The organism is Rhizobium sp. P32RR-XVIII, from assembly GCF_012641395.1.
In the GTDB taxonomy this organism is placed as follows: Bacteria; Pseudomonadota; Alphaproteobacteria; order Rhizobiales; family Rhizobiaceae; genus Rhizobium.
Map to the genome: position 1 here is coordinate 60,082 of NZ_JABAIH010000011.1, position 23,788 is coordinate 83,869.

The 23,788-nt window shown below is 60.3% G+C and carries 27 protein-coding genes; 13 read left to right on the plus strand and 14 right to left on the minus strand.

What is annotated here, in order from left to right; translation table 11 throughout:
- Positions 1–51: 51 nt before the first annotated feature.
- A complete protein-coding gene (locus HGP14_RS25265; RefSeq protein WP_168832621.1) occupies positions 52–705 on the minus strand; it encodes a hypothetical protein in 654 nt (217 codons plus the stop codon).
- A gap of 206 nt (positions 706–911) precedes the next feature.
- Here HGP14_RS25265 and ftsE point away from each other — a divergent pair, with 206 nt between their 5' ends.
- From ftsE to HGP14_RS25285, 4 genes are all read left to right on the plus strand, one after another.
- Positions 912–1,571 carry a cell division ATP-binding protein FtsE gene (ftsE, locus tag HGP14_RS25270; RefSeq protein WP_022718083.1) on the plus strand — a complete coding sequence of 220 codons (660 nt, stop codon included), beginning with the start codon at positions 912–914 and terminating at the stop codon, positions 1,569–1,571.
- Positions 1,564–2,577: an ABC transporter permease gene (locus tag HGP14_RS25275; protein WP_168832705.1), complete on the plus strand. Its 1,014-nt coding sequence runs from the start codon at positions 1,564–1,566 to the stop codon at positions 2,575–2,577. The genes ftsE and HGP14_RS25275 overlap by 8 nt, the downstream gene beginning before the upstream one ends.
- A 64-nt stretch (positions 2,578–2,641) precedes the next feature.
- Complete coding sequence (locus tag HGP14_RS25280) at positions 2,642–3,358, plus strand: YdcF family protein (RefSeq protein WP_205927333.1); 717 nt, start codon at positions 2,642–2,644, stop codon at positions 3,356–3,358.
- Positions 3,359–3,444: 86 nt separating this feature from the next.
- Positions 3,445–4,242 (plus strand): 1-acyl-sn-glycerol-3-phosphate acyltransferase, encoded by a 798-nt coding sequence (locus HGP14_RS25285; RefSeq protein WP_168832623.1) that lies wholly within the window; start codon positions 3,445–3,447, stop codon positions 4,240–4,242.
- Here HGP14_RS25285 and HGP14_RS25290 read toward each other — a convergent pair.
- Complete coding sequence (locus HGP14_RS25290) at positions 4,239–4,769, minus strand: gamma-glutamylcyclotransferase (RefSeq protein WP_168832624.1); 531 nt, start codon at positions 4,767–4,769, stop codon at positions 4,239–4,241. The two genes, HGP14_RS25285 and HGP14_RS25290, sit on opposite strands and share 4 nt — an antisense overlap.
- A 54-nt stretch (positions 4,770–4,823) precedes the next feature.
- On the opposite strand from HGP14_RS25290, the gene HGP14_RS25295 reads away from it, so the two are divergent.
- Positions 4,824–5,825: a DUF2125 domain-containing protein gene (locus tag HGP14_RS25295; protein ID WP_168832625.1), complete on the plus strand. Its 1,002-nt coding sequence runs from the start codon at positions 4,824–4,826 to the stop codon at positions 5,823–5,825.
- 3 nt (positions 5,826–5,828) lie between these two features.
- On the opposite strand, the gene HGP14_RS25300 is transcribed toward HGP14_RS25295, so the two are convergent.
- From HGP14_RS25300 to HGP14_RS25310, 3 genes are all read right to left on the minus strand, one after another.
- The gene (locus tag HGP14_RS25300; protein WP_168832626.1) at positions 5,829–6,761 is read right to left on the minus strand and encodes a prephenate/arogenate dehydrogenase family protein; all 933 of its coding nucleotides are present in this window, start codon (positions 6,759–6,761) and stop codon (positions 5,829–5,831) included.
- The gene (gene hisC / locus HGP14_RS25305; protein ID WP_168832627.1) at positions 6,758–7,867 is read right to left on the minus strand and encodes a histidinol-phosphate transaminase; all 1,110 of its coding nucleotides are present in this window, start codon (positions 7,865–7,867) and stop codon (positions 6,758–6,760) included. The genes HGP14_RS25300 and hisC overlap by 4 nt, the downstream gene beginning before the upstream one ends.
- A gap of 86 nt (positions 7,868–7,953) precedes the next feature.
- Complete coding sequence (locus HGP14_RS25310; protein ID WP_168832628.1) at positions 7,954–8,730, minus strand: class I SAM-dependent methyltransferase; 777 nt, start codon at positions 8,728–8,730, stop codon at positions 7,954–7,956.
- A 53-nt stretch (positions 8,731–8,783) separates the two neighbouring features.
- Here HGP14_RS25310 and gloB point away from each other — a divergent pair, with 53 nt between their 5' ends.
- Both gloB and HGP14_RS25320 read left to right on the plus strand, forming a co-directional pair.
- Positions 8,784–9,554 carry a hydroxyacylglutathione hydrolase gene (gene gloB, locus HGP14_RS25315; protein ID WP_168832629.1) on the plus strand — a complete coding sequence of 257 codons (771 nt, stop codon included), beginning with the start codon at positions 8,784–8,786 and terminating at the stop codon, positions 9,552–9,554.
- Positions 9,555–9,977, plus strand: coding sequence for a cupin domain-containing protein (locus HGP14_RS25320; RefSeq protein ID WP_168832630.1), 423 nt, complete (start codon positions 9,555–9,557; stop codon positions 9,975–9,977).
- Positions 9,978–9,991: 14 nt separating this feature from the next.
- On the opposite strand, the gene HGP14_RS25325 is transcribed toward HGP14_RS25320, so the two are convergent.
- Positions 9,992–10,885, minus strand: coding sequence for a DMT family transporter (locus HGP14_RS25325; protein WP_168832631.1), 894 nt, complete (start codon positions 10,883–10,885; stop codon positions 9,992–9,994).
- 29 nt (positions 10,886–10,914) lie between these two features.
- Positions 10,915–11,691, minus strand: coding sequence for a DUF3108 domain-containing protein (locus HGP14_RS25330; RefSeq protein WP_168832706.1), 777 nt, complete (start codon positions 11,689–11,691; stop codon positions 10,915–10,917).
- Positions 11,692–11,927: 236 nt separating this feature from the next.
- Here HGP14_RS25330 and rpmB point away from each other — a divergent pair, with 236 nt between their 5' ends.
- Positions 11,928–12,218 (plus strand): 50S ribosomal protein L28, encoded by a 291-nt coding sequence (rpmB, locus tag HGP14_RS25335; protein ID WP_168832632.1) that lies wholly within the window; start codon positions 11,928–11,930, stop codon positions 12,216–12,218.
- A 113-nt stretch (positions 12,219–12,331) separates the two neighbouring features.
- The gene (locus tag HGP14_RS25340) at positions 12,332–12,991 is read left to right on the plus strand and encodes a VUT family protein (protein ID WP_168832633.1); all 660 of its coding nucleotides are present in this window, start codon (positions 12,332–12,334) and stop codon (positions 12,989–12,991) included.
- A gap of 5 nt (positions 12,992–12,996) precedes the next feature.
- Here the strand turns inward: HGP14_RS25340 and HGP14_RS25345 are convergent, their stop codons facing one another.
- The 4 genes from HGP14_RS25345 to HGP14_RS25360 form a co-directional block, all read right to left on the minus strand.
- Complete coding sequence (locus tag HGP14_RS25345) at positions 12,997–13,989, minus strand: esterase-like activity of phytase family protein (RefSeq protein ID WP_168832634.1); 993 nt, start codon at positions 13,987–13,989, stop codon at positions 12,997–12,999.
- A 21-nt stretch (positions 13,990–14,010) separates the two neighbouring features.
- On the minus strand, positions 14,011–15,912 hold the full coding sequence (cobT, locus tag HGP14_RS25350) for a cobaltochelatase subunit CobT (RefSeq protein ID WP_168832635.1): 1,902 nt from the start codon (positions 15,910–15,912) through the stop codon (positions 14,011–14,013).
- 12 nt (positions 15,913–15,924) lie between these two features.
- Positions 15,925–16,917 (minus strand): cobaltochelatase subunit CobS, encoded by a 993-nt coding sequence (cobS, locus tag HGP14_RS25355; protein WP_168832636.1) that lies wholly within the window; start codon positions 16,915–16,917, stop codon positions 15,925–15,927.
- A gap of 307 nt (positions 16,918–17,224) precedes the next feature.
- On the minus strand, positions 17,225–17,836 hold the full coding sequence (locus HGP14_RS25360; protein WP_168832637.1) for a J domain-containing protein: 612 nt from the start codon (positions 17,834–17,836) through the stop codon (positions 17,225–17,227).
- Positions 17,837–17,940: 104 nt separating this feature from the next.
- Between HGP14_RS25360 and HGP14_RS25365 the strand changes: the two genes are divergently transcribed.
- The gene (locus tag HGP14_RS25365) at positions 17,941–18,225 is read left to right on the plus strand and encodes a BolA family protein (RefSeq protein WP_312862183.1); all 285 of its coding nucleotides are present in this window, start codon (positions 17,941–17,943) and stop codon (positions 18,223–18,225) included.
- A gap of 71 nt (positions 18,226–18,296) precedes the next feature.
- On the opposite strand, the gene HGP14_RS25370 is transcribed toward HGP14_RS25365, so the two are convergent.
- Genes HGP14_RS25370 through HGP14_RS25380 form a run of 3 tightly spaced genes read right to left on the minus strand, consistent with a single transcriptional unit; the run spans position 18,297 to position 21,324 of the window.
- Complete coding sequence (locus HGP14_RS25370; protein WP_168832639.1) at positions 18,297–19,607, minus strand: HlyC/CorC family transporter; 1,311 nt, start codon at positions 19,605–19,607, stop codon at positions 18,297–18,299.
- Positions 19,604–20,737: a 3-dehydroquinate synthase gene (gene aroB / locus HGP14_RS25375; RefSeq protein WP_168832640.1), complete on the minus strand. Its 1,134-nt coding sequence runs from the start codon at positions 20,735–20,737 to the stop codon at positions 19,604–19,606. Before aroB ends, HGP14_RS25370 begins: the two co-directional genes overlap by 4 nt.
- Entirely contained in the window at positions 20,734–21,324 is a 591-nt protein-coding gene (locus HGP14_RS25380) for a shikimate kinase (RefSeq protein WP_168832641.1), read from the minus strand. Before HGP14_RS25380 ends, aroB begins: the two co-directional genes overlap by 4 nt.
- A gap of 147 nt (positions 21,325–21,471) precedes the next feature.
- Here HGP14_RS25380 and HGP14_RS25385 point away from each other — a divergent pair, with 147 nt between their 5' ends.
- The 3 genes from HGP14_RS25385 (at position 21,472) to HGP14_RS25395 (ending at position 23,625) form a co-directional block, all read left to right on the plus strand.
- On the plus strand, positions 21,472–21,648 hold the full coding sequence (locus HGP14_RS25385; protein ID WP_168832642.1) for a hypothetical protein: 177 nt from the start codon (positions 21,472–21,474) through the stop codon (positions 21,646–21,648).
- Between the two features lie 4 nt (positions 21,649–21,652).
- The gene (gene xerD, locus HGP14_RS25390) at positions 21,653–22,606 is read left to right on the plus strand and encodes a site-specific tyrosine recombinase XerD (protein ID WP_168832643.1); all 954 of its coding nucleotides are present in this window, start codon (positions 21,653–21,655) and stop codon (positions 22,604–22,606) included.
- A 62-nt stretch (positions 22,607–22,668) separates the two neighbouring features.
- Positions 22,669–23,625 carry an acetyl-CoA carboxylase carboxyltransferase subunit alpha gene (locus tag HGP14_RS25395; RefSeq protein WP_168832644.1) on the plus strand — a complete coding sequence of 319 codons (957 nt, stop codon included), beginning with the start codon at positions 22,669–22,671 and terminating at the stop codon, positions 23,623–23,625.
- The last annotated feature ends 163 nt before the right edge of the window (positions 23,626–23,788 follow it).

The window sequence follows — 23,788 nt, forward strand, 5'->3', positions numbered from 1 at the left end:
CTCCATGAAAACGAAGGGTAGCCGTTAGCACATTAGCAGCGCGGAAACACCCTAGGGCATGAACGAAAGGCGGACTTCCGGCATTTTTCCGCCCGAGTGCTGCACGCGCGCCGAGAAGCCGCGGCTCTCGCCGCCATAGATCACATCTGTTGGCGGATTGATGACGATGCTGGCCGCCAGCCGGTCATCGGTCATCAAATCGGCGCGGATCGGGCGAATGGACTGCGTCGTACCGCTCTCGTTCTCGATAATGCCGTTGATCACCAGAATTCGCATGCCGTTGGCATCACGCGGCGTCATCGTGACATGCGTGAAGTGAAGCGGCGAGGCTGACGCGGCGGCGTCATTCGGTGACAGGCCGGAAAAGCCGCCGGCCAGGCCAAAGACAAGGACGAAGAGCATGAAGACAAGGGCTGTGAAGCTTTTGAATGAAGCCTGCTGCAACCATTCTTCGGCCCCCTTGAGGAACACGGCAGCCTTCGAAACCGCCGCGGGTGGCGTGGGTGACTTGCCTGGAGCGGCGGGCTTGCGAGCGTCGTTGAAACTTCTGGCGTTGAAGCTCTGGCCCCGCTTGCCTAGGACGACGAATTCGGCGTCGGCCACATCGGCGGGGCGGTGGGGGCGAACCCGACGCGCTGCAGGCTCCGGCGGCAGAAAATCGTAGGCATAACCCGGCGCATGACGCCCAAAGGATGATGCTTCCATGTTGACGGCCTTTCCCATCTGCACATGGTTTCAGTGCACGGCCGAAAACCGGGCATTGAAACGAATCCTGCCCAGTCGTAAATTTTAATGGTTAATCCTTCGCTAACTGGCCTTAAGAGGGGCGTCTTTCTGGCGAAATTTACCAGTTGTTAACGGCGTTGGTTAACAAGTCGATGGGGTGAAACCGTGAAAGACTGGGCTGCCTGTTGATTCACTTTGAAAATGTCGGATTGCGCTATGGCATGGGCCCGGAGATTCTCCGGGACCTGACCTTCGACATTCCGAAGAAGTCTTTCCAGTTTCTGACCGGTCCCTCAGGGGCCGGAAAGACGACGCTTCTGCGCTTGCTTTTCATGTCGTTGCAGCCAACGCGTGGCCTGATCCGCATGTTCGGACGGGATATCTCCGACATCCCGCGACCGGAGCTGCCGCTGCTTCGCCGCCGCGTCGGCATCGTCTTCCAGGATTTCCGCCTCCTCGATCATCTGACGACCTATGAGAATGTGGCCTTGCCACTCCGTGTGCGAGGGAAAGACGAGAGTTCCTACAAAACCGATGTGCTGGAGCTATTGAAATGGGTCGGGCTTGGCGAACGCATCAACGTGCTTCCCCCCGTGCTTTCCGGCGGTGAAAAGCAGCGCGCCGCGATTGCCCGTGCGCTGATCGACCGGCCGGAGGTTCTGCTGGCCGACGAACCCACCGGCAACGTCGATCCGCCGATGGCGCGCCGCCTATTGAACCTCTTTCTCGAACTCAACCGTCTTGGAACGGCTGTCGTCATCGCGACGCACGATCTCACATTGATGGATCAGGTGGAGGCCCGCCGCATGATCCTTTCGGAAGGGCATCTTGACGTCTATGACTGAGCCCGTATCGACCGACCGCGCGCAAGGCGCCGCCCGAGCCCAGCAGAAGCGGGCCGAGATGCGCGTGCGGCCAACGGGGCCGATCCTGCCGCCCTCCAACATTCAGGGCAATGCCTTGACGGTGGTCATCAGCATTATGGCCTTCCTCGCCTGCCTGACGCTTGGCGGCGTCAGCATGGTCCGCTCGACGGCGGCCAGCTGGGAGAGCCAGATTTCTCGCGAGATCACCATCCAGATCAAGCCGGATGACGGTCTGGACATGGAAAAAGCGCTGACGCAGGCGCGCGACATCGCCATGACCTTCGTCGGCACAAAGGGCAGCCAGATCGTCGACGAGGCCGCAACGGCGCGCCTCCTGGAGCCATGGCTCGGCAGCGGCCTTGATATCAAGGAGCTTCCTGTCCCCCGTCTCGTGATCATCACGATCGACGAGGCGAACCCGCCAGACTTCGAGGCAATGCGCTCGCTCTTGAAGGAGAGCATTCCCCAGGCCTCACTGGACGATCACCGCACATGGGTCGATCGTCTCGTATCAATGGCCCATACAACGGTCATGATCGGCACCGGCATCCTGCTCCTTGTCTTCACCGCGATGGTGCTGACGGTGGTTTTTGCGACGCGCGGGGCGCTCTCCGGCAACCGGCATATCGTCGAGGTCCTGCATTTCGTGGGTGCCGAAAGTTCTTTCGTCGCCACCGAATTTCAGAAGCATTTCCTGAAAATCAGCCTCAAAGGCTCGGCAATCGGCAGCGCCTTGGCGGCGCTCTTCTTCTTTGCCGCGGGCTTCCTGCAAAGCCGCACGCTCGCAACGCCGCAAACCGACCAGGCAACTGCCCTTTTCGGTACCTTCTCGGTCGGAGCCCTCGGCTATGTCTGCATTTTTGCCACGATGATCGTCATTGCATTGCTGACGACACTTACAGCGCGGCTCACGGTTATGCGCACGATCTATGAAATCGATACGCTACGTTCCGACCCGACGCGAACTGATGGCATCGCGAATTGAACGACTTCGCCTTTTTTGCACGAAAGTGTCTGTTACCTGCCGCAATCTGCGTATATCACGACTCATGACCATGGGCCAAACCAGACGCAATCCGATTCGTCCTGACCCGGCGCTTGCGAGCTACCGTGTCGAGGCCCCGCGTCGTGGTCCCATCCGCCGGATGTTGAGGTGGGGCGGGTTCACCTGCGTGCTCGCAACTGCGCTTCTCTTCGTCGGTTTTCTACGATTTGCCGACTCCGTGACAACCTTGAAGCCTCCGGCGGAACCGAAAGCCGATGCCATCGTCGTTCTGACAGGGGGCTATCAACGCATCGATCAAGCCGTCGCGCTGCTCGAGAAAGGCGCAGGCAAACGCCTGCTCATATCGGGCGTTCATCCATCCACGACGCCGGGGCAGATTCGCAAGACCACATCCGCTTCGGCCGAGCTTTTCAATTGCTGTGTCGACATCGGTTACGACGCAATCGACACGATCGGCAACGCGCAGGAAGCATCGAACTGGATCCATGCCAAAGGTTACAAGAGCGTTCTGGTCGTCACCAACAACTACCACATGCCGCGCAGCCTGGCCGAACTTGCCTATGTCGATGCCGATACGCAATTCATCCCCTACCCGGTCGTCAACTCCGACCTGAAGACCCGCGCCTGGTTCACCGATCCGAATGCGCTTCGTGTCATGCTTGCCGAGTACGTCAAGGTGCTTCTGGCAGCTGCGCGCAACATGACCGGCTTTGGACGCCATGCCGGCCTTCGCTCCGCTGGTAATACCGCCCAGAACTGATTTTCATCGGGCGCTTTTTATGACGGCCATTATCGTGTAGGCAGTGCCAGCAGCCTCTGGCGCCGATACTGGCTTTGGAAAATTTCATGATCGCCCTGCGTTCCGTTCTCTTCAACACGATCTTCTACTCCAATCTCATCCTCCGGATGATCGTGCTTTCGCCCTATTATTTCATCGTTCCGCGCAAGACGGCCTATGCGATCCCGAAGAACTGGGCGCTCTCGAACCACTGGCTGATGGAAAAGATCGTCGGGACGACTTTCGAGATCGAGGGTATGGAAAACCTGCCGGACGGCAGCTTTATTCTGGCACCAAAACACCAGTCCTTCTGGGATACTTACGCTCTGCTGCCGTGGCTGAGAGACCCGGTTTACATCCTCAAGCGCGAACTGATGTGGATCCCGCTTTTCGGCTGGTACGCCAAGAAGCAACGCATGATCCCGGTTGATCGCGGCGCACGCGGCAAGGTCATGGTGGAAGTGCTGAAGCGCACCAAGGAGGAGCTGGCGACCGGCCGTCAGCTGATCATCTACCCGGAAGGAACACGCCGTCCGCCCGGTGCTGAGCCGATCTACAAGTACGGAATTGCCCGCATGTATCGGGACCTCGGCATCCCAGTCGTGCCGGTTGCCATGCATCCCGGCCTGTTCTGGCCGCGCCGGAGCGCCATCCGCCGTCCCGGCCACTTCAAGGTTCGCATTCTGCCTGCCATTCAGCCGGGCATGGACCCGGATGCATTTTTCGAGCATCTGATCAGCGTGACCGAGAAGGCGAGCGACGAGCTCCTGATCGATACGGTGGAGCGCAATCCGCACCTGCCGCTGCCGCCGACAGCCGTCGAACGCTTGGCGCAGTTGCGCAGTGCGAAGGCAGCCTCGGCTTAGACCGCACGCAGCCGCTTAACCTCGCCTGCGACCTCTTCCAACCAATGGTCGCGAATGCCCATCTCCTTCAGGTGGGCAAGCGTATTGAAAACATAGGCGTCGTTCGGCCCTGACTGCCCCTTTGCCTCGCTCACGACACGCGCGGCGGCGAGGGCCTCGAGCGCGCCGGCATATTGCGGATGATCGCGATCGACGATGTAGGCGATCGCCTTGATCGTACGGCGGCCGGGAAGCACTAGCTGCACACGGCGCTCCAGGTAGACATTGGTCACGAGCTCACGGGCGCGCAAATAGTCGATCACCTCGTCCCACTTCTCGGGATCCACGCGAAACGCCATGCCCCGGCAGGAGCCGCCGCGATCGAGGCCGAGCACAAGCCCCGGATTTTCTTGCGTGCCTCGGTGAACCCAGGAACGGACGCATAGGGAACGCCGGTAGCCGTAAACAAGAGCCTGAGACCGCTCAAGAAACTCAAAGCCTGGATTCCACATCAAGGATCCGTAGCCAAACACCCAAAATTCGTCCATATCGCAGGCCAGACCGAAACTCCCTCATTCGCGATTCACCATTGGAGAAGCATCATGGCAGCGTCAAGCCAATCCGGCAGCAGCAGAAAATTCTGGTTGCTCGGCTTGGGCATCGTTCTCTTCATCGCGATCTATACCGGTGGCTGGTTCTATGCAGCTGGTCAGCTCAAGGAGACGGTGCTGAGAGCAATCGCACCGCGCACGACAGCCGGGGTCAGCGGCGAATGCGATGATATCGATTTTCGCGGCTATCCGTTCCGCATCGGCCTCTTTTGCTCGAAAGTCGATGTGGATGACAAAATGAACGGTGTCTCCGCTTCCTTTGGCGAGCTTCGCTCCGCGGCACAGGTTTACGCGCCGGGCCACATCGTTTGGGAGCTCGATTCACCGGCCGAAATCCGCACGGCAAACGGCCTTTCGATCTCCGCACAGTGGGCAAACTTACAATCCAGTCTCGTCACAAAGCTGCAAGGCGTCGACCGCAGCTCGACGGTCATCGAAGGCCTGAAGGCGACTGCCGTCTCCTCCCAGACAGGGCAGACGATCGATGTCGATGCCGCTCGCACCGAAGTGCATCTGCGCCAGAATGCCGGCGATCTCGATGGCGCGATTTCCTTTCAGGATGCAAATGCGGTCATCAAGGACTGGCCGCAGGTCTTCCCGCAGTTTTCCGCGAGCGCCGATCTCACACTCGCGGGCAAGGCGGGCATGATCGACGGCAGTGACCAGCAAGGGCTTTACGGGGCGAGCGGAGAGCTGCGCAAGGTCGTGGCCGACATCGGCAACGGCCGGGTGATGACGTTGACCGGCCCGTTCTCCTTCGACGAACAAGGCTTTCTGTCTGGCAAGTTCAAGCTCGAAATCGAGAAACTGGGACCCTGGCGCGACAGCATGAAGAAGGCCTTCCCGGAGGTCGCCGATACTGTCGATACAGCTGCCAAGCTTCTGAAGGCGCTCGCAATCGGCGGGGACAGGGTTTCAGTCGATCTCGTCGTCAAACATGGCCTAGCCACGGTCGGCGGTTTCATCCCGCTCGGCGCTATTCCGCCGATCTGAGGCTCAGCTCTTCTTCTGCTCTTGCAGGTGCGGGCGGCCGAAGTCCGGCGTATCCACATCCTGTCCGGCCTGGATGATCGAACGGCGAACGGCGCGCGTGCGGCTGAAGAGTTCGAAAAGCTTGTCGCCCTCGCCCCACCGGATCGCCCGCTGCAGGTAGGCAAGGTCTTCGGAAAAACGCGACAGCATTTCGAGGATGGCGTCCTTGTTGTGCAGGCAGACGTCACGCCACATCGTCGGGTCGGAGGCGGCAAGGCGCGTGAAATCGCGGAAGCCCGACGCGGAATATTTGATGACTTCCGATTCCGTCACGGTTTCCAGATCGTCGGCCGTACCAACAATATTGTAGGCGATGATGTGCGGAAGGTGCGAGACGATGGCCAGCACCTTGTCGTGGTGCTCGGCATCCATCTCATCGACCTTGGAACCAAGGCTTTCCCAGAATGTGCGGAGCTTTTTCACCGCAGCTTCATCCGTGCCAGCAATCGGCGTGAAGATGCACCAGCGGCCTTCGAAAAGGCCGGGGAAGCCGGCGTCGGGACCGGATTTCTCCGTACCGGCCAGCGGATGGCCGGGGATAAAGTGCACGTGCGGCGGCATATGCGGCTGCATCTGCGCGATGACCGACGCCTTGGTGGATCCGACGTCGGTGACGATCGCGCCCGGCTTGAGGCTTCCTGCGATTTCCTTGGCAACACTCCCGGACGCGCCGACCGGCACGGAGACGATGACGAGATCGGCATCCCTGGCAGCCTCGGCCGCCGACGTCGTATAGCGAGTGCCGAGCTGCAGTTCCTCGGCGCGCTTCAACGTTTCAGCGCTGCGCGTGGCGATTACCACTTCATTGGCAATACCCAGCCGCTTGATGTCATGGGCAAGCGAGGAGCCGATCAAGCCGATGCCAATCAGCGCGATACGATCGAACTGGACTGTCATGCGCGGCGTCCCATGAATTCGCCGAGCGCTTCGATGACGCCGCGATTAGCCTCTTCGGGACCGACGCTCATGCGCAGCGAATTGGGGAAGCCGTAGCTACGCACCGCACGCAGGATATAACCCCGGCTCGTCAGGAAATTGTCAGCGTCAGCAGCGCGCTTGCCGTCGACATCCGGGAAATGGATGAGAACGAAGTTGGTAACCGATGGCGTGACCTTGAAACCGATCGTTTCGAGCGCTGAAGTAAGCTTCTCGATCCACATCTGGTTGAACGAGACCGCTTCCTGGACGAAGGCCTGATCGCGGATAGCTGCGGCGCCGGCGGCAATGGCCGGGGCGTTCATGTTGAACGGGCCACGGACGCGATTGACGGCGTCGATGATGTCGGCCGGGGCGTACATCCAGCCGACACGGAGCGCGGCAAGACCATAGACCTTCGAGAAGGTGCGGGTCATGACAACGTTCGCATTGGATGACACGATCTCGATGCCGGCTTCATAGTCGTTGCGGCGGACATATTCGGCATAGGCCGAATCGAGCACCAGAATGACATGCTTCGGCAGCCCGGCCTGCAGCCGGCGGATTTCGCTGACCGGGATATAGGTACCGGTCGGATTGCCGGGATTAGCGATGAAGACGATCTTCGTCTTCTCCGTCACGGCAGCAAGGATCGCATCGACATCGACGGTGTGATCCTTCTCCTTCACCACGATGGGCGTCGCACCCGCGCACATGATCTGGATCTTGTAGACGAGAAAGCCGTGCTCGGTGATGATCCCTTCGTCGCCGGGGCCGAGATAGACGTGGCAAAGCAGGCCGAGCAGCTCGTCCGAGCCGTTGCCGCACATGATGTTAGCCGGGTTGAGACCATGAACGGCGGCGATCGCCTCGCGCAACGCGATCGCCTGGCCGTCCGGATAGCGTTCGAGATGGCCGGCAGCCGCACGGAAGGCCTCGATTGCCTTCGGGCTCGCGCCGAGCGGCGTTTCGTTGGACGAGAGCTTGTAGACGCGGGCGACACCTGGCGCGTGCTCCTTGCCCGGCACGTAGGCTGCGATATCCAGGATACCGGGACGCGGAACGGGCTTGCTCTTCTCAACGCTCATGGGGTCGACCTTGGAAAAATGCCGGAATACCGGCTGGAAATTGCCCTGTGGCAATAAAGCGGAAAGCGGCCTTTGTCGAGTGAGACTTAGCGGCTGCGCGTCGTCGGAACGCCATGAGGGGCAAGAACCGGAACGAAGACGCGGCGTGACGCGCGGGCAGCGACCGGCAGGCCCTGATAGAGCCGCTTCTGCGCCTCGACGACGATGACGCCGGAAAAGGCCGGCCAGAGCGCGCGGCCGACGCGCTCGAAACCGCGCCGAAGACTAAGAACCGCACGAAGCTTCGAGGGCGGGAAGAACAGCGCTTCCGCGGTGGCCCCAGGAGTGAAGTTTGTCTCGCGCAGCAGGTTCGTAAGCTGGCCGCGCGAATACGGGCGGCCGGAGCCGAAAGGCGTATGCTCCATCCGCGCCCAGACACCGCGCCGGTTCGGAACGACGATCACAAGGCGGCCGCCGGGAGCAAGCACCCGCCAGAGTTCCTTCAACGTCTCCCGTGGACTTTCGGCAAATTCCAGCGAATGAACCATCAGCACACGATCGATGGAAGAATCGGGAAGCGGCAATTCCTCGTCGAAGATGAGGGCGGTCGATGACAGCGACCCCATGGGCCAGTTCACGGCGCCTTGGCCGGCAGGCATGAAGGCAAACGTGCGCTCCGTATCCGTACAGAACCGATCAAGAAACGGAACGGCATAGCCTATGCCCACGAGCCGCTCCTGCGGCAGCCGCACCCAAAGCGACGACAGCGCCATGGCTATCGACTGCTCGGCAAAGCGACCGAGCTCGGAGTGGTAGAACTGGCGCAGATCGACAATATCCATGTGCATCGCGACAAATGTTATCAGCGGGCAGTTGGACTTCAAGGTCGAAGTCTCTACATTCCGGGCATATCCGTGGGAAAGAGGCCCTTTAGACGATGAAACCTTTGGAATTAGAAGTTTTTCCGTGCCGATCCGACAATTTCGGCGTCCTCGTGCATGATGCGGAGACGGGCCTGACGGCGTCGATCGACGCGCCGGAAGAGGCAGCCGTGACAGCCGCGGCCAAGCGGCGTGGATGGAAGATCTCGCACATTCTCACCACCCATCACCACACCGACCACGTGGAAGGCAATTTGCCACTGAAGGAGCAGTTCGGCTGCGAGATCATCGGCCCGGTCAACGAGGCCATCGCCATTCCCGGCCTGGACAAGACCATGGCCGATGGCGACAGCTTCCTGTTCGGCGGCCATACGGTCAACGTCATCGAAACCCCAGGCCATACCGCCGGTCACATCTGCTACCATTTCGTTGACGATAAGCTGCTTTTTGCCGCCGACACCCTCTTTGCGCTCGGCTGCGGCCGCCTCTTTGAGCGTCCCGCCGCAGATATGTGGCACTCGCTCCAGAAACTGGCTGTCCTGCCGGATGAGACGGCAGTCTATTTCGGCCATGAATACACGCTGTCGAACGCCCGCTTCGCGCTCACGATCGATCCGGACAACGAGCGTCTGAAGAGCCGCGCGGCAGAGATCGAAGCGCTGCGCGCCGAAGGCAAGTTCACGATCCCGACGACGCTGGCGCTGGAGAAGGAAACCAACCCGTTCCTACGCGCCGCGGATCCTGCGATCCGCCGCAACCTTCTGATGGAAGGCCGGACGAATGAGGAAGTCTTCGCGGAAATCCGCAGCCGCAAGGATCATTTCTGAATGTCGCCCGACCAGATCATCCAGGCGCTTTCGATGCATCCCCATCCCGAAGGCGGCTGGTATGTGCAGACGTTTCGTGATGGCAATGGCGGAGACCGCGGCCACTCCACGGCAATCTATTACCTGCTGAAGGCGGGGCAACGCTCGCACTGGCATCGTGTCCACGATGCGGCAGAGGTCTGGCACTACTATACGGGCGCTCCTCTGGCGCTCCACCGGTCGCAAGACGGCATGACGAGCGAAACCTTGAGGCTTGGCATCGACATCCTCAACGGCGAACGGCCGCAGGCGATCATTCCTGCGAACTGGTGGCAATCCGCTGAAACGCTTGGCGATTACACGCTCGTTGGCTGCACGGTAGCGCCCGGCTTCGAATTCTCGAAATTCGAAATGGCTCCGCCGGATTGGAAACCCGGAGGCTAGGGTCAGGCCGCAAACTACTCGGCGGCCGCGGGCTGCTCCGCGGCGCCCTTGCGCCGGAACATCTCCTGTGCGGCGAGAACGGCACCGCCGGTCACCAGGACACAAGCGATCGCGATGCGCCAGCTCGGCTCGGCAAAGCCGAAAAGCGTAAGGTTCAGCGTCGACAGCAACGGGGCGGCATAGCTTGCAGCACCGAGAATCTGAATATCGCCGTTCTTGACGCCGAAATCCCAAGCATAGAAGGCGGCCCCGACGGGGAAAAGCCCGAGACCGGCGACCGCGACCCATTGCGTAGCGGTTTCCGGCCAGACCGTCGTCTCAAGCCCGAGGTGACAGATGAGCGACAGGATCGAGGTCGCAAGGCAAAAGCCGGTGACGACATCCGTCGAAACCGCATCGAAACGCCGCGTCAGCAGCGAGTAGCCGGACCAGGTGAAGGCACAGAGGAGAGCTGCACCGTAGCCGACCGCATAGGCGCCATCGAAATCAATCCCGTTTCGACCGACAATGAGAAACGTGCCGCAGAGCCCGGCAAGCGCACCCGCCACATGATACCAGCGCAGCTTTTCGCCCGGCAGCAGTGCTGAGCCGACGACGATGAGCAGGGGCCAGAGATAGGCGATCAATCCAGCCTCGACCGCCGGCGCATTGCGAAGCGCCGTGAAATACAGGAAGTGATAGCCGAAGAGGCCGGCAATGCCGATGAGCCAGACCTTTGCAGGTTGCTTCAGCAGCGCAATGCGGGATGGGTTGAGGATCATCACCACCATGCCCGGAATGCTGCCGATTGCAAAGCAGATCGCCGAAAGCTGAAACGGCGGCATCTTGCCGGACGCAGCGGTGAAGAGTGCCAGAAACGACCACATCAGAATGGCCGTGAATCCGATCAATGTCGCCCGAAGCTTCACCTGTCCCCCTTCACGGAGGACCAGCTCCGTCAGCTTACGCCGTATTTCACAGCGGTAATCGTCACCATTCCGTATTGCGTCGGAATGCGGACATAAACCGGAGCATATACATTGGCGGCCTGCGCCTTTGCAAACCAGATTTCCATGGCGCCGCTTCTGCTCAGATAGTCGATATCCTTGCGGCCCTTCCTGTATCCCGACCTCGGCACGAAACGCACGCCGCAGACCGTTGCCTTGCCCGAGAATCCGTTCGTCGTGAAATCCTCTGATCGCTTCGGCGAAAGCACGAGGTCCATGCGCATCTCACCGTCATAGATCGGCAGCCGCTGCGAGCAAAGCTTCGCGTCGCCAGGGAAGATCAAGCCTGAGATGGGGTCGAGCACGGAGCGCATGTCTCCCGGTTTGACATCGATCCAATTCTTCGGCGGGCGCCGTTCCGGCCTGACCGTGGTGGAGACGATATTGCCGTTTCTGTACCGGACTTCGTAGGTACGCGCGCGCTTGCCGCTCTTGTAGTAGAGGTAATAGCGCTGCGCCTGCAGGCGATCGTCGCGGATCACTCCGGTGACGGTAGTCTTTGCAGCAATCTTCGTCACGAGATCGGCAAGCCCTGCGGAACTGATATCTCCGGAAACCTGGTAGCTGTGATCGTCCTCGATCTGGGTAACGAAAGCGGCACGCGCAATCGGCAGAATTCCCAGAGCAACCTTGTATTCCGTGCGATGGCGGATCTCGCTTGCAGTGGCCGGGACGGACATCAGTGCTGCAATTGACAATACGAAAATTCGCTTGCCCAGATGAACCATGACGAGAGCCTTTTTTGGGGCGGATTTGCCCCGCATAGAGAGTCTATACTCCTGCCTCGTGTGTAAGCAAACACAAGCTTTTTGACAGAATCGCGGGAAAGGCCAACGTTTGGCTTGACGCGGGCGGCCGCTCTGACTATAGAACCGCAACTTTCCAATTATGGCCTGTTGGATTGCTGACCCGGTTTTGCCGGGGATTGCAAGCCGATGGCGAGAAAAACAAGAATAGGTGTCCAATGTCTCGCGTGTGCGAATTGACCGGCAAGGCCGTCCTCGTTGGCAACAATGTCAGCCATGCTAACAACAAGACCAAGCGCCGGTTCCTGCCGAACCTGTGCCAGGTTACGCTGATCTCTGACGCTCTCGGCCAGCGTTACCGTCTGCGCGTTTCGGCTGCTGCTCTTCGTTCGGTCGAGCATCGCGGTGGCCTCGACTCCTTCCTGCTGAAAGCAAGTGAAAACGAACTGTCGATGCGCGCGCGTCTGCTGCGCCGCCAGATCGTTAAGAAGACCGCCGAAGCCGCATAAGCTTCGACACCTTCTCTCATACCGCTTCAAAAGGCTTGCACGGCTGACGCCGGACAAGCCTTTTGTTTTGCCTAGCTATCGCTCCAACTGGTGGCATCACCCAGGATAAAAAAATGCTGAAGACCCGCTATACGCTCGCTTATATCGCTCTGATGACTTTGGTGGTCGTCGCCTCCAACTTCCTCGTCCAGTTTCCGCTGAACGCCGAGGTTGCCGGCGTCAACCTTGCCGACATCCTAACCTGGGGCGCGTTCAGCTACCCGGTCGCCTTTCTGATCACCGATTTGACAAATCGTCAGTTCGGCCCTCAGGCCGCACGAAAGGTCGTATTCGCCGGCTTCGTCGTCGGTGTCGGGCTGTCCTTCTTCACGGCAGTGCCGCGCATTGCAATCGCCTCAGGCTCCGCTTATCTCGCAGGCCAGCTGCTCGATATAGCCGTCTTCAATCGCCTCCGTCGCCAGACCTGGTGGCGCGCGCCGCTCGTCGGCTCGCTGATTGGTTCGGCCCTTGATACGGCGATCTTCTTCTCCTTTGCGTTTGCCGCTTTCTTTGTCTTCCTCGGCCCGAATGAGCCGTTTGCGCTGGAGCCGGCTCCGATCCTCGGGGCATTTGCCGCTCAGGCGCCTCGCTGGAGTTCCTGGGCAATCAGCGACTTCTCGGTGAAGATGATCATGGGCCTTGTGATGCTGCTGCCCTACAGCGCTCTCATGAACACATTGCGGCCGATGCAGGTGGCGCGCGTAAGATCATCGCCAACGGCCGCTTTCGAGTAGGTCTGCTATTCCGTGAGACGGAATTCCAGCATGAGGTTCCGCTCCAGAATGGAGTGGTTGTCATCGGAAACAACGATCACATGAGTGGTGCCGTCCGGCGCCTGAAAGGTGTCCAGGCCTTCCATATTGTCGATCTGATAGCCGAAATCGGCTGTCAGCAAGACTTCGCCGTCGGCCATGGCGCCCGGCTTGATCTCTCCTGCGCCGATACGCCGGATACGCATTCCGATGCCTTCGGCGATGTTGAAACGCCGCTCCAGAAGCAGGAGATCGCCATCCGGCAAAAAGGCGCCATCCGTCGGATCGAAGTCGTCCTTGCGGATCACCGAAAAGCGCCCCTTTAGCGGCCCATCGAGGATCGCGCCGTAGACGTTGCCCTGCTTATCCCGGCTCTCTTCGGAAATGATGACGATCGCACCTTTCAGCGGGCTATCAGGCGGTGCCACCGCCATCGTCTCGAAGCCACGGCCGGGCCGCAACAATCTTGTCGGCACGAGGAGCGGGATCGAACCTAATGACGGCGAGTTCTCGAAGCCGGGATCGGGGTAGGTCTCGACCCGGTGATCCTGCTCGAAGGAAGCCAGAACCTGGTCGCCCCTCAGCGCGAGGCCCTCGGCGTCCATGTGTCCCTTGCCTTCGAAAGTCTGCCCGGTCCCATTCTTCATGGGCGTGATTTCAACGCCCGACAGACCGGAGAGCCTGCCCTGCGGATCACGCTCGATGCTGCCGGTCAGCCAGTGACCGGTATCCAGCACGCCGACGAAATGCTTCTGGTCCGGCCTGAAACGGATCGACGACCAGGAGCCGAACAGCCGGTCGCCCGATACCATTTCCAGCCCGCCAAGAAATTCCAGCGGTCCAAACTTCGTCTCGCTGGAGCCGATCTTGAACGTCGAGATGGCACGACTGCTGATCTCAGTCTTATCGACCGCAAATGCGCCTGAAGCATCCGCCGCGAGACAGAGAGTAAGCAAAGCCACGCAGGAGAGACGGAGCATCAAGCCGTTTTCCTGCGGCAATCAGCTTGCGCGTCGCAGGCGGCCGGCCTGCGGCTGCGATGCCTGGTCCTCGAAGAGCGAAGCAAGCTGCTCGGTCATCGCGCCTGCGAGCTCATCCGCATCGACGATTGTGACGGCGCGGCGATAGTAGCGCGTCACATCGTGGCCGATGCCGATAGCAAGCAGCTCGACCGGCGAACGGGTTTCGATCTGCTCGATGACAGCTCGCAGGTGACGTTCGAGATAATTGCCCGGATTGACCGACAGCGTGGAATCATCGACCGGCGCGCCGTCCGAGATCATCATCAGAATGCGGCGCTGTTCGCGCCGGGCGAGAAGGCGGTTGTGCGCCCAGATCAGCGCCTCGCCGTCAATATTTTCCTTGAGCAGACCCTCGCGCATCATCAGCCCGAGATTGGTGCGCGCGCGGCGCCACGGCGCGTCAGCGGATTTGTAGATGATGTGACGCAAGTCATTGAGACGGCCGGGTGTCTGCGGCTTGCCGCCGGCGAGCCAGGTCTCACGGGCCTGACCGCCCTTCCAGGCCTTGGTTGTAAAGCCAAGGATCTCGACCTTGACGCCGCAGCGCTCCAGCGTGCGGGCAAGAATATCGGCGCACGTCGCCGCCACCGTGATCGGCCGCCCGCGCATGGAGCCGGAATTGTCGATCAGCAACGTCACGACCGTATCCCGGAATTGCGTATCCCGCTCCATCTTGAAGGAGAGCGGCTGCATCGGATCGATGATGATGCGCTGCAGGCGGGCCGTATCCAGATAGCCCTCCTCCAGATCGAAATCCCATGAGCGGTTCTGCTGCGCCATCAACCGGCGCTGCAGGCGGTTGGCCAGGCGGCCAACGGCGCCCTGCAAATGCGCCAGCTGCTTGTCGAGGAAGGCGCGCAGGCGCTCCAGTTCGGCAGCGTCGCAGAGCTCTTCGGCGGTGATGATCTCGTCGAATTCTTCGGTGAAGACGTGATAATCGACCTTCTCGTTGAAATCGGCAAAGGGCGTGTTTGGCCGGCGCGTCTCGCCGGGCGTCTCCGAATCGTCCTCGCCCTCCTCCATCATGTCATCGTCGGAGATCTCGGCGCCTTCGGTTTCGCCGTCTTCCATCTGCTCGTCGGCGACTTCGCTATCTTCGACTGGAGCCGCGTCGGTGCCGGCATCATCATCGACCTCGTCTTGATCCGGTTCGTCGCCGTTCGGTTGGTCTTGCTGATCCGACTGGTCGTCGGCATCCGGCTCGTTGTCGTCTTCGCCGTATTGCTCGGCCATTTCCATCGCCGACAGCATGTTACGGATGGCCTTGGAAAAGGCCTGCTGGTCGTTGATGACATCAGACAGGTTGTCGAGTTCCGAACCAGCCTTCTCCTCGATGAAGGAGCGCCACAGATCGAGCACCTTCCCTGCGGAAGCCGGCGGTTTCTGGCCGGTCAGCTTCTCACGCACCATCATGGCGACGGCTTCGCCGATCGGCGCATCTTCCTGCCGCTCGATACCGGTGAAATTCGCCTTGGCGTATTTCTCCTCAGTCATTGAGCGCAGGTTGGCCGCCATGCCCTGCATCCGCAGCGTTCCGATCGATTCGACCCGCGCCTGCTCGACGGCGTCGAACACCGCACGCGCATCAGCGCCCTGCGGCGCCATTGTGGCATGCATTTTCTCATCATGACAGGCGAGCCGAAGCGCCATGGAATCGCCCAGGCCGCGGGTCACCGCCAGTTCGTGCGCGGTCGGCCGCTTGGAAAGCTCCGGCAGACGAATGCGCTCGGCCGTCATGCCGGGGCGTTCGTTGGCGAAGGTTACTTCGACTTCGCCGTCGCCCGCAATCGCCCGGACGCAGCCAGTTATCGCACGCCGCAAGGGCTCGACGTCGACCGGGCCGCTCGGCCTTGCTTTGGAATTGTCACCACGAGATGCCATGATCGACCGGCCTCAGGCCTCCAGCACGATGTTGGCTGCGCTTTCCTTGAGCTCGACCCCGAAGGCGCGCTGATAGTGTTCGGCAACCAGCGGACGCTCAAGTTCGTCGCACTTATTGAGGAAGGTCACGCGGAAGGCAAAGGCGAGATCACCGAAGATCTCCGCGTTCTCGGCCCAGGTGATGACCGTACGCGGGCTCATGACGGTCGAGAGATCGCCGTTCATGAACGAGGCACGCGTCAGATCGGCAACCCGAACCATCTTGGAAACGGTCTCGCGGCCGTTCTTGTCCTTCCCGAAGCTCTTTACCTTGGAGGCGACGATGTTCACTTCGTGATCGTGCGGCAGGTAGTTCAGCGTAGTCACGATCGACCAGCGGTCCATCTGCGCCTGGTTAATCTGCTGCGTGCCGTGGTAGAGGCCCGTCGTGTCGCCGAGACCGATCGTGTTTGCCGTCGCAAACAGGCGGAAAGCGGGATGCGGACGGATAACCCGGCTCTGGTCGAGCAGCGTCAGGCGGCCCGAAGATTCCAGCACGCGCTGGATGACGAACATCACGTCCGGGCGGCCGGCATCGTATTCGTCGAAGACGAGCGCAACATTGTGCTGATAGGCCCAGGGCAGGATACCATCCTTGAACTCGGTGACCTGCAGTCCGTCCTTGACGACGATCGCGTCCTTGCCGACGAGATCGATACGGCTGACGTGGCTATCGAGGTTGATACGCACGCAGGGCCAGTTGAGGCGGGTAGCGACTTGCTCGATGTGAGAGGATTTACCCGTGCCGTGATAGCCGGAGATCATGACGCGCCGGTTATGAGCAAAACCGGCGAGAATGGCGAGCGTCGTCTCGCGGTCGAAAAGGTAATCCGGGTCGAGGTCGGGAACGTAGGCGTCACCCTTGCTGTAGGCCGGAACGCGAATATCGGAATCGATCCCGAAGACCTCCCTGACCGAAACGGTGGTATCGGGAAGCTCGGAAATATCAAGGTCTATCTTGCTCATCATGTCTCCAAGGCGGGTGCTTCCACCCGGCCATACTATCTCAGGCCATCTCACGACCATGACGCCGCAGCTTTGTTCCGCGCCGTTCAGGTGGGAACTCGGCGATACTTCTCCGGGACTGAAGCGAAACCTCGGCGGGATAATGACCGCGTGCGAGCATTCTGGAACTGAGTCCCGGACAAGAAACGCCGCGTCCGGAAGGTTGGCGAAGGCGGGTTGGCAAACCGCACAGATTCCTGCCGCGGTTGCCTGCGGCCTCAGCCGACTTGGACCATACCCGATTGAAGGCGGAGAGCAAGGACAGGAATTAACAAAAACCGTTCTGCTTCAACAATTGATAGGCCTGAATGACAGCGCGGAAACGGTCTTCCGAACCGCGGTCTCCGCCATTAGCGTCGGGATGATGCTTTTTGACCAGCTCCTTATAGCGGCTCTTGATCTCCGAGGAGGTCGCGCTGGCGGCAAGGCCCATCGTGTCGAAAGCCTTGGCTTCCAGGCTTTTCAGCTTGCGCTGTTCGGGAAAACGCGGTCCGCTGCCCTTGGTGCCGTTGACGAAACCGAAGGGATCGCGCACGCGGTAGGAACCCGAGCGGAGATCGGAATGCAGCGGGCTGTTCTTGGCGGCCTTGTTGACACCGACGGTCCAGGTCGGACGATGGCCGGTAATCGCTTCTTTCTGATAGCGCGCGATTTCGCCGTCGGAGAGACCGGAAAAATAGTTGTAGCCCTTGTTGTATTCCTTGACGTGCTCGAAGCAGAAAAGAAAGAACTGCCCTTCGGCGTTGCGTCCGACGGGTGCGCGATGCGCGCCTTTCTTGTCACAGCCGTCCCACTGACAGGTCGGAGGAGCCTGTTCGGTTTCCTGCTCGCGTTTGCGGCGGGTGCGGATGCGATCGAAATATTTGGAATCAAGTCTCATGGCGGCGCTAATTATGAGCCTCCGAAGAGGCGACAACAAGAATTGACAAACACGATTGTTGCTGGCTTGGTGGGAACCCCTTTTTTGCCAACCAACCGGACGAAATCGTGACTCTCCAGACCCGCATCGAAGCAAAACTGACCGAGGCTTTCGCCCCTGAACGCCTTGACGTCATCAACGAAAGCCACCTGCATGCCGGCCACCAGCCGGATATCACAGGCATGGGCGAAACGCACATGCGGGTGCGCATCGTTTCGGCCAAATTTGCAGGAATGACCAGGCTCGCCCGTCACCGGGCTATTACCGAACTGCTGAAACCGGAGCTGGACGCCGGGCTGCATGCCCTCGCCGTCGAACCCGCCGCACCCGGCGAAGTGACCCGCTGGTAGCGGAACACCTGCATTATATAGGCTTTTGCCCTCCTTTTACAAAGGAGGATCATCGCCCGCATCTGGCTGGATCACACCGGCTTGATCTCGTCCTCTCCGGCGGGACGAATACGCAACTTGGTAATGCGGTTTTTTTCCCGCCGCATTACGATGAAACGTTTGCCGTAGAAGGTAAAAGCCTGCCGCTCTTCGGGAATCGTCATCGATTCATGGATGACGAGGCCGGCAATGGTCGTCGCTTCCTCGTCCGGCAGTTGCCAATCGAGCGCGCGGTTCAGGTCGCGGATCGGAACGCTGCCATCGACAACGATCGACCCGTCCGATTCCTGGCGAACGCCCTGCATATCAATGTCGTGTTCATCGGAAATATCGCCGACGATTTCCTCGAGGATGTCTTCGAGCGTCACGATGCCCTGCACCTCGCCATATTCGTCGACGACGACGGCGAAATGCTGCCTGCGACGAAGAAACGCATTCAACTGGTCTTCGAGATTGGTGCTGTCCGGCACGAACCACGGCTTCTGCGCTATTTTGATGATATCGAGGTTCACCGGCGCGACGTCCGGCTCGGCCAACGCTCGCAGCAGGTCCTTGGCGTGTACGACGCCGACGATGTTGTCGATTGCCCCCCGCCACAGCGGCATGCGGGTGTAGGGGCTCTCGAGTATGGTGCGGATCACCACCTCCGGCGCGTCGTCGGCATTGATCGCCCGCATCGCCATCCGGTGGACCATGACGTCGGAAACTTCGAGCTGGCTGAGATCGAGGACACCGCCGAGGCGGTCGCGGTCCGCCTTCACCACCGATCCCTCGCGATGCAGGAGATCGACCGTGCCGCGCAACTCTTCATGCGCCGTCAACATCGAAGTTTCGCGTGAAAGATTGATGCCGAAGACCGCCAGAATCCGGCGAACGAATCCGTTGATGAAAGACGAAACCGGACCCACGACCGCGACGAAAAGCCTTATCGGAAAAGCTGCGGTGAGCGCGAAGCGATCCGGCGCTGAAATAGCCCAGCTCTTCGGCAGCACCTCGGCGAAAACGACGAGGACGATGGTCATCGCAAGCGTTGCGATCGCCACCCCGGACGTGCCGAAAAGACTGAGAAACACGCTGGTCGCCAGAGAGGAAGCGAGGATGTTTGCGAGGTTGTTGCCAATCAGCAGCGCGCCGATCAGCCGGTCGCGGCGTTCGATCAGCAGGCGCACAAGTCCGGCGCGCACCTCTCCGTTTGCCTCGAGCGTATGCATTCGGCTGCGCGAAACCGCCGTCAGCGCAGTCTCCGAGCCAGCAAAGAAAGCTGATATGAGCACCAAGGCCACGATGGAAAGGATTTCCGGCCAGTAAACCGAAAGAAATGCCAGCGCGCCTTCGAGCATCATTGCGGGTGTTTTTCCTTGAGAAAAATCAACACTTCGGAAGCCGGCACGTCATCGGCGATGAACGACTGACCTATGCCGTGAGTGAGGATGAAGGTGAACTTTCCGTTCTTCACTTTCTTGTCCTGCGCCATTGCATCGAGAAGCTTTTCCGCCGGCGGAAGAGAACCCGGAATGTCGGACATGCGCGTCGGCAATCCAACCTCTTTCAGGTGGCTTTCAACGCGCTTGGCGTCATCGGGGCTTGCCAGGTTCATGCGCGCGGAAAATTCGTGCGCGAGAACCATGCCGATCGAAACGCCTTCGCCGTGGACGAGGCGCGCGCTGTCATAAGCCGTCGCGGCTTCGAGCGCGTGTCCGAACGTGTGGCCGAGATTGAGGAGCGCGCGCGGCCCGTTTTCCCGCTCGTCGGCTACCACGACATCGGATTTGGCCTGGCAGCTCGCGGCAATCGCCTCGATGCGCGCGGCACCGCCAGCAAAGACTGCTTTCCAGTTCGCTTCAAGCCAGGCGAAAAATTCCGGCTTGTCGATGAGGCCATATTTCGCCACTTCGGCATAGCCGGCCCGGAATTCACGCGCGCTGAGGGAGTTCAGAACGTCCGTATCGGCAAGTACCAGATCCGGCTGGTGAAAAACACCGATGAGGTTCTTGCCGTGGCGGCTGTTGATCCCGGTCTTGCCGCCCACGGAAGAGTCCACCTGCGAGAGCAGCGACGTCGGCACCTGCACGAAACGCACGCCCCGGCGCACGATGCCGGCGGCAAAGCCGGCAAGATCGCCAATGACACCGCCGCCAAGGGCGATGACGCAATCATTCCGCTCGACGCGCGCTTCCAGGACCCGGTCGCAGACGGTGATCAGGTGCTCGAAGCTCTTCGTCTTTTCGCCAGCCGGCAGCACGAGCTGCGCAGGTGCAATGCCTGCGCCTTCGAGACTCTTGACCAGCGTCTCGAGATAAAGCGGCGCGACGTTCTGGTCGGTGATGATCGCAGCCTTGCGCCCCTTCAGACGCGATGCGATTTCCGCACCGGCGCGGGAGATGATGCCTGGCCCGATCAGAATATCATAGGCGCGGTCGCCGAGCGGCACGTGGACTTTCCGTTCGGCGGAAGCGGAGGAGATCGCATTCATGGAACTGCACTTTCGGTTTGGGCTTCAATCACGGCCTTGAGCACCTCATCGGCCATGACTTCCTTGCGAACATCGCGCGACAACACCGTGACGTCGGCCTCGGCATAGACCGGGTACCGCGCATTCATCAGGTTTTCGAGTGTCTGCTTTGGATTCTCGGTCTTCAAAAGCGGACGTGTGTCGCGCTTGTTGACGCGCTCCCAGAGCACATCGAGATCGGCTTTCAGCCAGATCGACAAGCCGCTCTTCTTGATATGCTTGCGCGTTCTGCTGTTGATGAAAGCGCCCCCGCCGGTCGAGACGACACGCGGGCCGTTCTTCAAGAGCCGCTTCATCACCCGTGTTTCCAGCGCCCGAAATTCCTCTTCGCCGTAAGCTGCGAAAAGCTCGGAGATCGTCATGCGCGAAACGCGCTCGATTTCGTTGTCACTGTCGACGAAAGGAATACCGAGCTGGTGGGCGACAATGCGGCCTATGGATGATTTGCCCGCGCCCATCAGACCGACGAGGATCAGATTGCGTGAACGAAGCGCGGCGCGAGCTCTGTCTTTCAGGCTATCTCCGGCTTTCAGAACTGGGTCACTCATCGGTCCATTCACACTTTGTTTGCAAACGGTATCGACAAATGCAGGTGTAGCGTCAAGTCGCAGGCACGGGAAACATGCTTGGAAAGCCGCTTCTTGCACGTAAACCCGCTTCTTCATAAAAGAGGCAGAGTTCATGGAGTTGCGAAAATGCCGACCCTTTTCCGTTTGCTGGCTGTCCTGGCGCTGATCGCCGGGGCGATCTACGGCGGCATGGTCGCGCTCGTCACCTTCGTCGAGCCGCAACCGCGCGACGTGACGATCCGCATTCCATCGGAGAGGATCAATCCGCCGGCGACAGGCGCGATAAAACCGGCGAAGAAGTGATCCGATGAGGGATCTGAGCCGCGCCCACGTGGAAGCGTTTCTGGAGATGATGAGTGCGGAGCGCGGCGCGGCTGCGAACACGCTGCAATCCTACGAACGCGATCTGGACGATCTCCACGCATTCCTGAACGGTAAAAGCGTGCGATTGACGGAGGCCGCCTCCGCCGACCTCGCGGCCTACCTTTCCTCGCTTGCAAAGCAGGGCTTCAAGCCGTCGTCCCAAGCTCGCCGGTTGGCCGCCATGCGGCAATTCTACAAATTCCTGTATGCCGAGGGGCTGCGGGTCGATGACCCGACCGGTGTTCTCGATGCTCCGAAAAAGGCGCGCTCGCTGCCAAAGACGATGGGCGTCGATGACGTGACGCGGCTATTGAGCCAGGCCGAAGCGGAAGCCAACGATCCTGCGCAGGGCCAATTGCAGCGGAGACGGATGCTGGCGCTGCTGGAGTTGCTTTATGCGACGGGGATGCGCGTAAGCGAGCTCGTTTCGCTACCGGCGCGCGTTCTCGACCAGGAGGGCCGCTTCCTGATCATTCGCGGTAAAGGCAACAAGGAGCGGCTCGTGCCGCTATCGCAATCCGCTGTCGCAGCACTCAAGGCCTACGGCCGGTCGCTTTCCGAAGAGCATGCGAAAGCAAAGGATCCGGTCGATAGTCCCTGGCTTTTTCCAGCAGCGTCCAAGGAAGGGTATCTGCCCCGCCAGGTTTTTGCCCGAGACCTGAAGAGCCTCGCGATCCGTGCCGGGCTAACGCCGTCGATGATCTCACCGCACGTGATGCGCCACGCCTTCGCCAGCCATCTGCTTGCCAACGGCGCGGATCTTCGCGTCGTTCAGGAACTCCTCGGTCATTCGGACATTTCGACCACACAGATCTACACGCATGTCCTCGAGGAACGGCTGCAGCAACTGGTTCAGACGCATCACCCCCTTGCCAAACAGGCGAAAAAGCACGAATAGGACCGGCGACATGGGGCAGAGCCTGGAAAATGCCCCGCGCACAAGGAACGGAAACGCACCTCATGCACAACTATCTCGACTTCGAAAAGCCGATCTCCGACCTCGAAGGCAAGATCATCGAACTGAAGAAGCTTGCGTCGGAAGACGAGAGCATCGACACGTCCGATGAGGTCGGCAGGCTGGAAGTTCGCGTCCGCGAAGCGATGGTTGATATCTACTCTAAGCTCAACGCCTGGCAGAAGACGCAGGTTGCGCGCCATCCGCAGCGCCCGCATTTCGTCGTTTATGCCAAGACGCTTTTCCAGGAATTCACGCCGCTGGCGGGAGACCGCAAATTTTCCGAGGATGCGGCGATCCAGGCCGGACTGGCCCGCTTTCGCGGGCAGCCGGTCGCCATCCTCGGCCAGGAAAAGGGCAGTGACACCAAGAGCCGCCTGAAGCACAATTTCGGCAGCGCCCGTCCGGAAGGCTATCGCAAAGCAATCCGCATTCTCGAAATGGCGGACCGTTTCGGTCTTCCCGTCATCACCCTCGTCGATACTGCAGGCGCTTATCCGGGCGTCGGCGCCGAAGAGCGAGGCCAGGCGGAAGCGATTGCCCGCTCGACGGAAATGTGCCTTGGCGTGAAAGTGCCGATCGTCTCCGTCGTCATCGGTGAAGGCGGCTCCGGCGGCGCAATCGCGATCGCGACCGGCAACCGGGTCTACATGCTCGAGCATTCGATCTACAGCGTGATTTCGCCGGAAGGTGCCGCCTCCATTTTGTGGCGCGACTCGACCCGAGCCAAGGAAGCGGCAACCAACATGAAGATCACCGCCGAAGATCTGAAGTCGCTCGGCATTATCGACGGCATCATTCCTGAACCGCTCGGCGGCGCCCATCGCGATCCGGAGAGCGTTATTGCCGCCACCGGCGATGTCATCGCCAACGCGCTCGCCGAGCTTTCACCGCGTTCCGGCGAGCAACTCCGCAGCGACCGCCGCCAGAAATTCCTCGCCATGGGCCGAAATCTCGGCTAGCCCTCATCATCCCTGACCGGATTGCGGCCAAACCTTGGCCACAATAGTATTATCTATAACAGTCGCGCTTGCAGGGCATCCCTAAGCAGGTCATAGGCTGGTAAGAAATTGTAAACTATCGGCCGCCTATGATTCTGGGGAATGCCCGGAGTCCAGGGAGCGG